At 35.1% G+C, this 13,751-nt stretch carries 13 protein-coding genes; 4 read left to right on the top strand and 9 right to left on the bottom strand.

Annotation, left to right across the window (positions count from 1 at the left end; translation table 11 throughout):
• Positions 1–456 precede the first annotated feature (456 nt).
• The 9 genes from IPL24_05790 to IPL24_05750 form a co-directional block, all read right to left on the bottom strand.
• Positions 457–2,889 carry a TonB-dependent receptor gene (locus IPL24_05790; protein MBK8363201.1) on the bottom strand — a complete coding sequence of 811 codons (2,433 nt, stop codon included), beginning with the start codon at positions 2,887–2,889 and terminating at the stop codon, positions 457–459.
• 346 nt (positions 2,890–3,235) lie between these two features.
• Positions 3,236–3,934, bottom strand: a complete 699-nt coding sequence (locus tag IPL24_05785; protein MBK8363200.1) for a response regulator transcription factor — start codon at positions 3,932–3,934, stop codon at positions 3,236–3,238.
• On the bottom strand, positions 3,927–4,991 hold the full coding sequence (locus IPL24_05780; GenBank protein MBK8363199.1) for a sensor histidine kinase: 1,065 nt from the start codon (positions 4,989–4,991) through the stop codon (positions 3,927–3,929). Before IPL24_05780 ends, IPL24_05785 begins: the two co-directional genes overlap by 8 nt.
• A gap of 254 nt (positions 4,992–5,245) precedes the next feature.
• Positions 5,246–6,049, bottom strand: coding sequence for a T9SS type A sorting domain-containing protein (locus IPL24_05775; GenBank protein ID MBK8363198.1), 804 nt, complete (start codon positions 6,047–6,049; stop codon positions 5,246–5,248).
• A gap of 44 nt (positions 6,050–6,093) precedes the next feature.
• Positions 6,094–6,729 carry a hypothetical protein gene (locus IPL24_05770; protein MBK8363197.1) on the bottom strand — a complete coding sequence of 212 codons (636 nt, stop codon included), beginning with the start codon at positions 6,727–6,729 and terminating at the stop codon, positions 6,094–6,096.
• A 253-nt stretch (positions 6,730–6,982) separates the two neighbouring features.
• Entirely contained in the window at positions 6,983–7,429 is a 447-nt protein-coding gene (locus IPL24_05765; GenBank protein MBK8363196.1) for a YbhB/YbcL family Raf kinase inhibitor-like protein, read from the bottom strand.
• Between the two features lie 91 nt (positions 7,430–7,520).
• Entirely contained in the window at positions 7,521–8,114 is a 594-nt protein-coding gene (locus tag IPL24_05760) for a T9SS type A sorting domain-containing protein (GenBank protein ID MBK8363195.1), read from the bottom strand.
• Positions 8,115–8,242: 128 nt separating this feature from the next.
• Complete coding sequence (locus tag IPL24_05755; GenBank protein ID MBK8363194.1) at positions 8,243–9,223, bottom strand: hypothetical protein; 981 nt, start codon at positions 9,221–9,223, stop codon at positions 8,243–8,245.
• Positions 9,224–9,524: 301 nt separating this feature from the next.
• Positions 9,525–10,448, bottom strand: coding sequence for a YitT family protein (locus IPL24_05750; GenBank protein MBK8363193.1), 924 nt, complete (start codon positions 10,446–10,448; stop codon positions 9,525–9,527).
• A 698-nt stretch (positions 10,449–11,146) separates the two neighbouring features.
• Between IPL24_05750 and IPL24_05745 the strand changes: the two genes are divergently transcribed.
• The 4 genes from IPL24_05745 (at position 11,147) to IPL24_05730 (ending at position 13,719) form a co-directional block, all read left to right on the top strand.
• Positions 11,147–11,374 carry a hypothetical protein gene (locus IPL24_05745; protein ID MBK8363192.1) on the top strand — a complete coding sequence of 76 codons (228 nt, stop codon included), beginning with the start codon at positions 11,147–11,149 and terminating at the stop codon, positions 11,372–11,374.
• Between the two features lie 109 nt (positions 11,375–11,483).
• The gene (locus IPL24_05740; GenBank protein ID MBK8363191.1) at positions 11,484–12,512 is read left to right on the top strand and encodes a transporter; all 1,029 of its coding nucleotides are present in this window, start codon (positions 11,484–11,486) and stop codon (positions 12,510–12,512) included.
• Positions 12,513–12,535: 23 nt separating this feature from the next.
• The gene (locus tag IPL24_05735; GenBank protein MBK8363190.1) at positions 12,536–13,330 is read left to right on the top strand and encodes a hypothetical protein; all 795 of its coding nucleotides are present in this window, start codon (positions 12,536–12,538) and stop codon (positions 13,328–13,330) included.
• A gap of 20 nt (positions 13,331–13,350) precedes the next feature.
• Positions 13,351–13,719 carry a hypothetical protein gene (locus IPL24_05730; protein MBK8363189.1) on the top strand — a complete coding sequence of 123 codons (369 nt, stop codon included), beginning with the start codon at positions 13,351–13,353 and terminating at the stop codon, positions 13,717–13,719.
• Positions 13,720–13,751: the final 32 nt, after the last annotated feature.

The following is a 13,751-nucleotide window of genomic DNA, read 5'->3' as shown; positions in this document are numbered from 1 at the left end:
ATTTTAAAATTAAATTACCTATGTTCGTTTTCCTGTAGCAATAGTAGAGGCTCAATTTGGGTTTTAAAATGAAATGCTATCCTTTATTAAAATTGATATTGTAAGAATTTCACAAAATATATTGCGACATGATATAATAAAAACAATTAAACTCTTACACTTTATAATAGCAATTCTGCAAATTGTCAGGACTGAATTTACTCAGCATTTCCATCAATTATGTGAGTAACGTTCATCAAATAGTCATTTCAATCTCATTTTCGAAAAGTCTTATTACAATTCAATAGCTGAAATCTGCTCTATAATTTTCTGATATTGGATACTTTCAATTGAAATTTAACCGGAAGAAAAAGCCCTAGTTGACACTACAGGGAATTGGTTTTCTTAAAGTTGATTAAAAAACAAAGCGACATGGTTGCCCACATCGCTTCATTTCAATAAAAAGAAAACACACATTTAAAAATATAACTTGTACATAATATTCGGAAACAATCCAAACTGTTTTACATAACCAACATTTCCGGCAACTTTTCCATCATAATATTCTGATAATTTCCCTTGGGCATTGGTGATGTTATCAAGGTTAACAAAAATTTCGTGGGTTACATTTTGTTTATTCCATTTATATCCTGCAGATAAAGATACTTTATAAATATCCTCAAAACCTTTTTCGTATGCTTTTCCATAATCCCAGAACTTGTTGGTAGCAGGATCGACAGCAAGATTGCCTTGAGAATCTTTTAAAAGTGGAATGTATTTCTGCCCGCCGCTAAGAAACACTTTAGCATTTAAATTGAGTGTCTGGTTTTTCTTCTTGCCCAGGTTGGCGAATTCTTTTCCAACTAAAAAATTAACAAGGTAATTGCTATTGTATAGTGTATTTCTCTCCTCACCATCAAGCGACATATACTTCGAATTAAATACTGATGCATTTATCAGGTAGTAATATCCTTTGTCGAAGAATCTTTCGAGGGTAACTTCTACTCCATAGTTCTTTCCGGCTCCTTTATTAACCAGTTCAACATATCTGAAATCGGTTCCTTCATTGATAGTTGAATAATAACTTGTATCAACATTCTCAACCGGAAGATTATACAAAGACTGATAATAAGCTTCCACTTTCAATCTCATATTTTTTCCAAGGCGTTTTTCATACCCCAGAACATAATGATCAGCTTTTAACAGATCCAGATCTTTATTTGGTTCAGTTAAACTGCCATCCGCTTGTTTTACCTGAGCAAAATAGTTATGTACACTTTCCATTGTACTGTGCTTACCATAACCGGCACTGAAAGAACTATTTTCGCCAACCTGCCAGTTAATTGCAAGCCTTGGCTCGATTGTGCTTTTTTGATTGTATAATACATTCATGTTGTGAACCCCACCAATAATTGTAATTTTTTCATTCAATCTGTGTTTAAGACTTGCAAAATTGCTAATAGTACTAATGTCTTCATTAAAGTCTGTCATTGATGTTAATTCGTCTGCGTTATTTTGTGACTGGTCAATCGAATTTTTAAATCCATGCAGAGCATATTTTGTACCCACTTGAAGAGTATTCTTTGCATCAATCTTATTGTTATATGTAACCGCTCCTCTGTAAGTCCAATTCTGAATTCTGCTTTTATAGTTTAAAACTTTATCTCCTATTGAATCACGTAAAAACTCCCCTTGTGTATTATTAATTTTTGTCGTCTTAATTTTATACACATCTTCGTCAATGCCATCTGCTGAATAAGATAATGTAGTTTTCAAATAGCTCTTTTCGTTTAATGCAATTGAATGATTGAATCCATAATTCGACAGGTAATTACTTTTGTCGTAATCTTCAGTGAAGTCCGAAGTAATAGTTTCATTAGATGGAGTTGAGATATTATCTGCCTGTACATCTTCAATCGAAGCATCACTTAACCCACCAAGTCCGAAGAATGAAAATACTCCCGCCTTTTTTGTAGGCAATAAAATTTTAAATGCTGCATCCTGATAATTCAATGTTCCATCAAGATCGATAACACCTAAGTTGCTCAGTAGTGAAATAGTTGAATATCGATAATTGATAAGAAATGATCCACCATAGCCTTTTTTAAACGGACCTTCAAGTGTAATGTCTGAGCCTTGGACGCCAATACCCAATGATGTTTCAAATTTCTGATTGTTACCATTGCGAAGTTTAACATCATAAACACCAGACAACACATCGCCATATTCTGCAGAAAATGCTCCGGTGGAAAAATCTGATGTGGCAAGTAAACTATTATTCAAAGCACTGACACCTCCCTGGATTCCATTTTGATCAGCGAAGTGAGTTGGATTAGTAATTTCTGTTCCTTCCAGACGCCATTGTACATATTTTGGCGAATTGCCTCGTACTATGATATCGTTTTGGCCATTCTGTCCGGCAGTAACTCCTGCAAAATTCGACAGGATCTTGGATGGATCATCCAAGCCACCTGCATATCGCTTTGTCTCTACTGCAGAAATGGAGCGTGTACTAACAACCGACATTTCATTGATCGCTTCACCTTTGTTTTTATAACCGGTGATCTCTACTTCGTTAAGCTTTGAAACCTTTTCCTGCATTGTCAGATCGAGCACTGTCTCTTTACCTGAATTTACTTCGATATCTGGAATAACTTTTCCTTCAAATCCCATATATGATAATTTAAGTGAAATTCTGCCAACCGGAATTTTTTCCAGTTTAAACTCGCCATTCAGATCAGATACTGCACCGATAGTTGGATCAGTTGCCATAACAACGATTACACCAATTAATGGTTGTTTGCTATCAACATCAAGTACGGTTCCCCGAACTACCCGAGTCATCTCCTGACCATAGACCATTGCCGACAGAAAGGAAATTAATAATGTAATTGTAATGAACTTTTTCATAGTATGTGTTTTTGTAGTGGTTGTTTTAATTATTGATACAAAAGTCTATGAATGAGCTCTGGTCTGCAATTCCACTATGCCAAGCAAGTTGAGATGTCTGCGAAATGGACTTTATATTCTGCAAAGCGTGGGATTGGGGGAGAATAAGAATGAAGTGGAATGAAGTGGAATGAAGTGGAATGAAGTGGAATGAAGGGGAATGAAGTGGAATGAAGTGAAATGAAGTGAAATGAAGTGGAATGAAGTGGAATGAAGTGGAATGAAGTGGAAAGAAGTGGAAAGAAGTGAAATGAAGTGAAATGAAAAAAATGGGTGTTGGTTAAATATCAATATCAATAACTACAATTTAAATGTTCGACTTGTTGATTATTTGAAAAAAAAGCTCCCTGTAGGTTTCTGAGATAGGTATGATCTGATTGAAAATTTTAATTCTGCTGCGTTCTATGGATTCGATCTTGTTGATCCCAACCATAAATGATTTGTGGACTCTGCAAACTATGTTAGAAGGAATGACCTTTTCCAGTTCACTGAAATTCTGGAGTGTCATGATCCGCTTATCAGCTGTATGAATTCTGCGGTAATCGCGCATTCCTTCGATATAAATTATTTCGGAGAGATTAATTTTCTCTAAACGATTTTCTGTCTTTACAAAAATATTTTCCGGAGGTGAACTTAGTGCAGATTGGCTCATACTTTCCTGAGCTTTATTCACCGCTTTTAAAAAACGATCGAAAGTAAATGGTTTCAATAAATAATCCGTTACGTTCAACTCATAACCTTTAATTGCATACTCCTGATATGCTGTTGTTATGATCACCTTGCTTTCGATCTTTGAACTTTCCAGCAATTCTATTCCAGATAATTCATCCATGTTAATATCAAGAAACAGCAGATCGACCTTATTTGATTTAAGAAATGATAGGCCGTCAAGTGCATTGTCGAATGTCCCACATAAATTCAAAAAAGGAATCTTACTGACGAAAATCTTCGTCCGCTCAAGAGCCAGAGGTTCATCCTCAATTATTATACACGAATACTTATCCATTTCTAATGGTTAAATGTACACTATAAATATCAGTATGTTTGACTAATTCCAAAGTATGATTTCCCGGATAAATAAGATCAAGTCGCTTTTGAATAAGATCATTGCCAAGACCGTTGCTGTCTTGCTTCAATTTTCTATTCGGATCAAACTTATTATCACAAACAAATAAGATGGTATCCTTTTTAATGACTACCTGAACATTGATTGCATTGTCTATCTTCTTATTTGTAGTATGCTTAAAAGCATTTTCAATAAATGGAATAAAAACCATTGGTGCAATCGTTTTATTGCCGGGAAGTCCGGTTACGTTAAAATTAACATAGCTTGCATTCAAAGTCCTTATCTTTTGCAATTCAATATATTTTTCAATGTATTCAAGTTCTTTCTCAAGTAAAATTTTATCAGTCTTGGTTTCATATAACATAAAACGAAGTATGTCGGAAAGTTTGTTTAAGTAATTTGATGCTTCAGCAGCATCTTTTATCAAAAGTACATCGATGTTATTCAATGTATTGAATAAAAAATGCGGATCGAGTTGAGCCTTAACCAAAGCCATTTCGGTTTCATGATTTTTTTGCTTTAACCTTTCTTTCTGTTTGACCTCTTCAAACCAGGTGATAAATCCTTTTATTACCAATGCTACCATTCCTGATATGGACGCAATAATCGTCATAACAAATATTACGAAGACCGCAGTAGACCGGCCATGCTTCCCTCCTTCGTCCATATCGATAATTTGACCTGTTTCGATCAAATATCTGATAGTTATATATCCAACAATTGCCGCACATAGTGATATAAGTAACCCAAATAATATGGAACGATAAAACTTCTTCTGTTGAAGATGCTTTGGAAAAACCAGGAAATAACATAAATAAAAAGTAATAAAAGACGGAAAGAATGCGAAGACAAAAACACTCTTAATAGCATTCACCGCCCTTGCTTGCTGATCTACTGTATGTCCACTCCTGTAAAATACTCCAACAATAATTAATATTAATATAATGTAGCATGCCCAGAAGCCAATATGAAATAAAACGACAATTGACTTTTTCATAAATTCAAATTTAGTTATTTATCCATGCAAAATTGGACAGATTTTATCTGTTTTAAAAATATAATCTTCAAATTGGAGATAAATGTCTGCAAGTTGTGTTATTGCCACGAATCCATATGCAATTACTTATTAATTGATGAATCTTATTGTATTATAATGTGATAGAGATTTCTGAAGAAACAGCATGATTTTCTTTCTAAAACAAAAAACTCATTACTGAATACTTTGCGACATTCCTGATACTAAAGATCAGTTTATTCCTTAATAAATTTAAACGAAATATTTCTTTCCAAAATACTCAAATTACAAATGTAAATTCCGGGAGAAAGATGTTCGGTATTTATAGTAACATTATCCTTTAAAGATCCTGAATTTTGATCTGTATAAAAAATCTCACCTAAAATATTTGAAATTCTGATTTGATCAATACAATAATCTTGTTCAAAATGAAGTTGCAATTTATTAGTTACCGGATTCGGATAAAAAGAAAATTTCAAGTCGGTGAGATTATTTACAGAAAGCAATGTATCGCAAATGCTTCCTGGTAAATTTCCCAGATGATAATTCGGCGGAGTTGGTAAGGTGAATGCATTATAAAATGGCAACTGAACGCAATGCTGACACAAGTCACAAGCCAACCCTATGCTATCCGGATAATTAATTACATGTATAGCCTGAGTTCCATTGGAGCAATTAATATAAATTTTGTTATCAGGAGCGAGTTGTGCTAGAAAAAAATAAGTCGCAAAAGGAGGTTGTGGAGAATAAAAACCGTCCCATACACCAACAGTAATTCTGGAGCTGTCTATATTAGAAGACTGTAGGTCGTATTGATAGAGATAATTCATAGAAGGTACATAGAGAAACCTTCCACTTGGAGAAAATGCGACTCCCGCGCTTTGCGCAGAATCATCAATGGCAATGTGAATAAAGTTGGATAAGGTTCCACTGCATCTGTCGAAGTCAAAAATGTCGAGATCAGTAATCACATCATAGTAAGCCATCTTGTTGCCGTCTTCTGAAAAGGCACACTGACCAGTGGCGTCTAAACGCAGCACTCCTGCACCAATATTATATGGACCATGAATTCCGGCAGAATCTATCAGAAACTTAACATAACTGTACGGTTATATAAGTGACCAATTAACCACCAATCAATTCCATTCCCATGTTTAACAGCAGTCAATTTTCCAGGGACAATATCCCCATTCAGGATAACGGCATTTTTATTTATGACAGCACCGAGTCCACCATTCAACGACATATCAATTGTAGAGCAATACAAATTATGTGTAATGTAGTGACCTCCAAGTGTAGTCTCATCGATTGTAATATGAAATAAATAATATAATTCCGAATTTCCAGGTGCAGGAATAATTACATTTCCCTGAGCAATATAAAGTCCATATGGAGTATTTGATGCCGTATAGTTACTTGGATTCAATCCACTTCCATTCAACATAGTATCGCCTGTAGCATCGGCAATCCATACACCATTTGATGAGAACAACAAATTCCCTGAGTTGTCAGTAATATTTGCGTTCGTAGCTTTAAAGTTCTGAATTCTGTTAACTCCATAAATATTCGGAGTTCCTGAATTAAAATCAATATTTATTCCGCCATAAGGAAAACCAGCCCAGCTTTCATATCCCATCATCCATAAATTGTCAATTCCCTGTGAGTAAGCACACAGGGAATTAACAATTATAAAAAATATAATACGCTTTAGAAATTTCATTTTTACTTTATTACACTCAGGCGTCCCTGAGCATTAATGCTATTGTCTGAACTTATAATTTTATATAAATATAAGCCATTATTGCATTCGTTCAAATCTATTTCTGCCTGGGATGCATTTGTATCCAATTCCTCAAATGTAAATAACATAAAAAAAAGCACTAATGAACTTCAGATTCAGAAGTTCGATTAGTGCTCATTAAATTACAATCCTCATTAGTATTAACCAATGTGAATCATACTACTAAATTAAATTAGCCTTTGGTTTTAGTTTTCTTATATAAACCCGTTAAAAGTCCCTGAGAAAGGATATGGCCTTCCATGGCTTTTTCAAGTTCCGCTTTTGTGGCACCTTTTTTCAGATCCAGTTTTGCATCCAATGCATAAACTTTGAATTTATAATGGTGCGTTCCCGTAGGCGGACAGGGTCCGGTATAACCTTTTTTGTTGGAGCTATTTTTGCCGGCTGTTCCGGGTGAAGTATTTTCTTCTATCTTTTTTACAGGATCGATATTGAAAGCGACCCAATGCGTAAAGCCACCGTCCATCGGTGCATCCGGGTCATGCATGATCAAAGCAAGTGTGACTGTGTTTTCAGGAAAACCTGAAATATTCAATTCGGGACTGATGTTTTTTCCTTCACATGTGAACTGCTCAGGAATTAGTTTCCCTTCTTTGAAAGCAGGACTTGTAATTGTCATCTGCGAAAAAATTGCAGACATAAAAATGATGATGTTTACCATGACAATCTTTATAAAAACATTTTTAAAAAAACTATAAACTTCCACTCTTTTACTCTTTGATCAATTTACCGGAAAGTTCTGACTTACCATCTGTCATTTTTACGATATAGATTCCCTGAGCTAAATCTTCAATAGAAAATTCAACATGCGAATTACCCGATGAAACATATCCAAGAGATTTAGCTGAATTTCCTCTTACATCATAAACTTCGATTCTCCATGATCCGGCATTTTCAAAACTGAATTGCAGTTTTTCAGAAGTAAAATTATAATCCAGTCCTGTGCCATTCTTTACTAATACAGGAACACCGGTTGGATCCAATGCAGTGATGTGACCGACCATACCCATTGATGAATGATAAATACACTCATAATCGTAAGATCCGGGTTGTGAAATTACATACATAAACACAGGATTCCCCTGATCAATCGGAGAATTCCAGGTTGTAACTCCTGAAGGAATCAAAGTCGAAGTAGTAGTATGTACGCCATCATCCCAGATCCATAAAATAGTATCGCCAACATTTACTGTTATAACTGCAGGATCGAATTCAAAATCCTCAACGGTAATTAAGATTGTAGAAGCATAATCTGATTTACCCAATGTGAGTAAAAGTGCGAAAACCAAGTATATTTTTCTCATGATATTTACCTTTAATGTCAAAAAATAAATATCTATGCCATTAATAAAAAAGCCGTGACCTTTTAACAGATCACGGCTATATAACATCTTTTTTAAAAGAAAAATCTAAACGAAGGTTATAAATTCATTTAGTAACTTAAAACAACATTATTGGAATTTCCATTCACATTCCATGCAACTTTGTATCCATAAGCACATGCATACGGAGTAGGGTTTCCACTTTGATCTACACCAAGTGTGAGCGTAAATGTATTCCCATCGACGGCATGCGATAGTTCACCTGAGTTGAATCTCCAGAGACCACAATATGTATTTGAATTAACTGTGGAATTATAATAGGTTGTAAATGCACTTCCGAAACGATTCACACCCCAACTGTCTACGTTAGTGTGACCATTCAAAGATGTATCACCAAGAGCACTGAACTGAATATGTGCATAAGGAATGCTTGGATTAGCAGTTGCCGGAATCAGACTCCACTCAGTAATTCTTGCACTGTTCCACACTGCACTCATATTGTTATCGAAAACGACATTGATATTTAATGCACGCTCCTGATATTTCAGGGTAGCAGTACTCAGCAGGAAGCCTAGCCAGTTGTTTCCGTTAATATTTTTCAAAGTTTTGACACCATTGAATTTTATTGATTTGTTATCACTCAATCGTACAACTTTAAAATCGATGTAGGTCAAAGTTAATTCTGCACCGATATCGCTCCAATGTGTTCCACTGGTTAATTCAACTTTGATCTGTCCTGAACGAGTCCGGGATGGACTGAAACAAGGAGTAACACCATCAAAATTGTAAAAGAGGATCTTGTTTGCGATCTGCGATGAATCAATTATTACACCGCATAAAGGACTCGATAAAATTGTTGATGAAGTTGATGAAGATGACATTCTTCCGAAAGCCGGAATTTCACTCAATGAATTATTAATATCGTTGTCTACCTGATCCGATTCTGCTTTATAATTGTTGGCATCGGAATTAAATTGTGAAACATTAGCATCAAGTTTTGCATCTTCAACTTTATCCTCATCTTTTTTACAACCTGAGAAAATTGTTAATGCTGAAAAAGCACTGATCAGAATGATCTTTCCTGTTTTCATTTTTTGTTTTTTTTAAATTATGAATTGTTAGTTTAATGTGTACTAAAGAGAGAGCAAAATTAGCCATCATTTCTGTCCAAAAAATGATTTTCATTACATGTTTTGGAGATTTGGCTGTTAATAATTTGGGGAACTTATTTTGATAGGCAAGGATTGTACCAGAAAAACATGTGAGAAATTAAACACTTAGGGCACTAAGTTCACGAAAGACCACGGAATGAGGCTTCGCCTCTTGTGTTCTTAGTGTTTAAAAAAAATCAAAGCTGTGCCCTAACAAATTAACAAAACTCTCCCATGCAAATTAATGTTTCAAAGGTCGTTTTTTAATCATCCCCCCTTTAGTATCCCGCACACTACTCATAACTACAAATGCATTTTTATCGATCTTTTCAATTTCGGTATTGAGTCTGTTCAATTCCAGCCTTGTGAGCACTGTGTACAAAATATCGATATCACCCTTAGTGCCATGATTTCCATATCCACCAGATCCTCTGTAGACAGTTACTCCCCTGCCCAATGTATTTATGATCATTTGTTTGATCTGCTCATTATGAACTGAGATAATTGTAACACCGGAATACTCTTCAATGCCTTCTACTAAAAAGTCTAACGTTTTTGACGCAGACAAATAGGTGATCATTGAATATAATGCAATTTGTATTGTCAGGAAGTATGCAGCTGCCGAAAAGATGATAACGTTAATGATCACAATGATATCGCCGATCGTTGTTCCGAATTTACGACTCAGATAAATTGCAAGCACTTCTGTCCCATCGAGTACAGCACCGCCTCTGATTGATAGTCCGATACCGGCACCAAGAAAAAATCCGCCGAAAACTGCAACCAGCAGATTATCATTTGTTACATTCGGAAATGATACAGTTGCTAAAACCAAGGCTAGTCCTGAAATAGCCAAAGTCATTTTGAAAGCAAACTTCCGGTCAATGATCTTGTGAGCGAGAATTACAAATGGAATATTTAGACAAATGATGAGAATGTACAATGGTGTTCCTGTCAATGCTGAGATCAAAAGTGAAATTCCTGTTGCACCACCGTCAATGAAATGATTGGTCAATAAAAATCCTTTGAATCCAAAAGCTGCGGCAAAGATTCCGAATATGATGAGGATAACATCTTTCACATTATTCACCATTACGATCTTGAATTGAAGAAATCTCTTTGCCAGTTTATAGTTGAAATCTTTTTTTGAAGCTACTTTATTCATTCTAACTTTATTTATATTGATATTAAAATTTAACAACCCCGATAATTCAAACCTCTTTGATTTTTGAATTATCCGATTTGCTTTAAAAAAAAAACTACTGGAAATATTAAATTTCAAATTCTCAAAATGGATGTAATGAGATGCAACTCCTGCGTCTTCCTGAAAAATGTTTTATAATAAAGTAATGAAAAGCCATTTAATAATCCTAAACTGTTTTCACAAAGAAAAAATTTATGATCTGCTACTTTTTTACTGAAATTTCCTTTAACAAGTTTGTACACTCCCGAATTTAATTCCAGGAAAGGAGCTGCAAGAGGACAATTCATGACTGAATTACCCTTACCTAACTTCTTGCCTGATGACAGAAATGTCAAATCCTCATCTACTATTTGATCAGATTGATGATCACCAGAAACCAAATTACAACAAAACAACAACAAGCATAATATGCTTGCAAATGCAAAAATCTGTTGCAACCTTCTTTTCTTCAATTTCTCTCTTTTTTTGTAAAAATAACATTTTTAACTTAATAATATTATTTACATTTGCACTAAATATGGTCATCAGGCAGATATCTTTTCTTTTGTTAATATGTGTCTTACTCAGCGCAGTAAGTAAAACACTTCTTTTAATTCATTACCGGTCAAATCTTTCCTATTACAGTAATGTTCTATGTGGAAAACAAGGCCAAACCAAAAATGAATTGTCATGGCAAATGCCATCTGAAAAAAGAGCTTGCAGGAGATGATAAAAAACAAAGCAATCCTGTCAATAATTCGAAATCGGAAAACTCTATCGTTTTGTTTGTTGAATCCATTGCAGAAAAACAAATTTTCTCTGAAGAACCAATTCGCTTTTCTAAAGTAACAATTAAAGAAATTCATACAGGCTTTCCGGCTTCTGTTTTTCATCCACCTTCCTGCTGATTAAAAATAACTTTTCAGGACTGCATTACTTAACACATCAAATAGGAATTTTTCACGATTCAATATTTGATTGCAGTTCCATTATTTTCAATCTAAAAAATCAGAACATATGAATGCAAAATTTTGCTTTATAGTTTTGCTGACTATTATTTTCAGCAAAACAATTAAAGCCCAAAATCTTGATGCTAGTCCTGCCGGTATAATGATCAGTCATAGTCATCCCAAAGGCGGCTGGATGTTCAACTATACTTACATGAACATGCTGATGAAAAATAATTTGTCAGAAACAGCGAAAATTTCTGCGGAAGAAATATTTACTAAGGATTACAGCATGGCCGCAGAAAAAATGAAAATGGACATGCATATGATCATGGCTATGTATGGATTCACAGGTCGACTTACCGTAATGATGATGGCCTCTTATAATGTTAATTCAATGGACATGCAATCATATGCAGCAGGACATGTTCATGGAGGCGCGAACAGCGATGGTTCTTTATTTCACACACATGAGTCAAGTGGATTTGGCGATGTAAAATTATGGGGCTTATATAAGATCGGTAACGGTGAAGGGTCTTCATTAGTGCTAAGTGCCGGAATAAATGTTCCAACAGGAAATATCAATGTTGAAGCAGGAGAACATGCATTATTTCCGGGACAACGACAGTCATACATGATGCAATTAGGCACAGGTTCTTTTGACCTGATGCCCGGTCTCACCTATTACAAACGAACAGGAAAACTTTCCTGGAGCACACAGGCTTTATTGAATATACGGCCATTTGAAAATGATAATGGTTACAGACAAGGCAGCGATCTGACTTTTAATATCTGGTCGGCTTACTCATTCAGTTCATCGTTCAGTGCTTCATTGCGTGGAGAACTATTTAATGGCGATGTTATTTCCGGAAAAGATCCTATGATCTCAATTTTAGCAGAACCGGATGCAAATCCTGTTAACCATGGAGGCATAAAAGGAAACACGTATGCAGGATTCAACTACTACCTGAACAAAGGCTTTCTGCATGATACTAAATTCGGAATTGAATTTGGGATTCCCGTTTATCAGAATGTGAATGGGATCCAGATGTCGACAGCTTATTCTTTGTTTGCTACGATTACAAAATCGTTTAACTAGTTTCTTTAAAAAAATATTCAACAATGAAATCAAAAAACAAATTCTTTACTCGATTAGCAATTTTATTTATAGCAGCATTTAGTTTGACACTTTCTTCTTGCAAGAAAAAGGAAGCAACAGATGAGCCAATAGTAATAACCGAAACAGGAACAATGTTATTGCACCTTCACAATTATATTGATGCAACTGACATTGGAGAACTCCCAAACCTTTCCAATCCGGATGATAATGGAAGAGAAATTACTATTACCAAAGCAAATTTATACATTACCGACATTCAACTTGTAAAATTAGATGGTACAGTGTATAGTTTTTCCGGTAAAAAAATCCTGAAGACTTTTGAAAATGTACTCTATACTATTGGCGATGTTCCTGTCGGTAACTACACAACAGTTAAATTTAAAATTGGTCTTGATGCTGCTACAAATGCAATGCAACCAACCTCCTCACCGGATTCTATTATACTCAACAGGTCAGACATGTGGTATGGTCCAGCTGCGCAACCTGAAGGTTATGTTTTCTTTAATTTCCAGGGAACAATTGATACATCATCAAGCCTGACAGAAGCACAAGTGCCATTTAGTTACAAGATAGGAACAAATGCAAATTTGGCTCAGGTTACAATTCCCGGTATAAATGTAAGTATACTTAAAGATCAGGCAGCTGTTGCACACATGGTTGCTGATTACACTGAACTATTTTCAGGTGTTCAGCTTAATGATGTCGGCAATCTTATTATTGCAACACCGGCAGACAATAGTTCAACGATAGCTGTCAGATTAGTAAGTAATATACCAAACATGTTCAAACCGGAGTAATCCCTCTTACAGTCAAAGTCTTGAAAAAGATCATTGGAATTTTTCTCTTAATTGTTTTCACTATCCAATCACAGATGAATCTGGTGATCATATCCTCATTTCTTCTGAAGAACGATTATATCGCCACAAACTTATGCGAAAACAAAAATAAACCGGAATTGAAATGTCATGGAAACTGTTACCTAAAAAAACAATTTGAGAAAGAAGAAAAAAAAGAATCCGAAAAGAACATGGACCTGAAAAGCCAGATCGAATGGGCCTTCACATCAGATATACACAAAAAACACACACTTTACTTAGTCGAGATCAATGAGATCGAAACACTATATCTCAGGACGTTTTCGATTGACTTTAATAATTCCATTTTTCGTCCGCCACCTTCGTGTTAAATTTTTCCAATTTATAAATGACTTCATCTGGT

The sequence above is a fragment of the Bacteroidota bacterium genome (assembly GCA_016711505.1).
GTDB lineage: Bacteria > Bacteroidota > Bacteroidia > AKYH767-A > 2013-40CM-41-45 > JADKIH01.
Note: the sequence above shows the minus strand (reverse complement) of the source record. Positions and strands in the feature narration are given on the sequence as shown.

Coding starts and splice junctions, on each gene's coding strand:
- IPL24_05790 (MBK8363201.1), bottom strand. CDS start 2,889: ATGAAAAAGTTCATTACAATTACATTATTAATTTCCTTTCTGTCGGCA.
- IPL24_05785 (MBK8363200.1), bottom strand. CDS start 3,934: ATGGATAAGTATTCGTGTATAATAATTGAGGATGAACCTCTGGCTCTT.
- IPL24_05780 (MBK8363199.1), bottom strand. CDS start 4,991: ATGAAAAAGTCAATTGTCGTTTTATTTCATATTGGCTTCTGGGCATGC.
- IPL24_05770 (MBK8363197.1), bottom strand. CDS start 6,729: ATGAAATTTCTAAAGCGTATTATATTTTTTATAATTGTTAATTCCCTG.
- IPL24_05765 (MBK8363196.1), bottom strand. CDS start 7,429: ATGACAATTACAAGTCCTGCTTTCAAAGAAGGGAAACTAATTCCTGAG.
- IPL24_05760 (MBK8363195.1), bottom strand. CDS start 8,114: ATGAGAAAAATATACTTGGTTTTCGCACTTTTACTCACATTGGGTAAA.
- IPL24_05755 (MBK8363194.1), bottom strand. CDS start 9,223: ATGAAAACAGGAAAGATCATTCTGATCAGTGCTTTTTCAGCATTAACA.
- IPL24_05750 (MBK8363193.1), bottom strand. CDS start 10,448: ATGAATAAAGTAGCTTCAAAAAAAGATTTCAACTATAAACTGGCAAAG.
- IPL24_05745 (MBK8363192.1), top strand. CDS start 11,147: ATGAATTGTCATGGCAAATGCCATCTGAAAAAAGAGCTTGCAGGAGAT.
- IPL24_05740 (MBK8363191.1), top strand. CDS start 11,484: ATGAATGCAAAATTTTGCTTTATAGTTTTGCTGACTATTATTTTCAGC.
- IPL24_05735 (MBK8363190.1), top strand. CDS start 12,536: ATGAAATCAAAAAACAAATTCTTTACTCGATTAGCAATTTTATTTATA.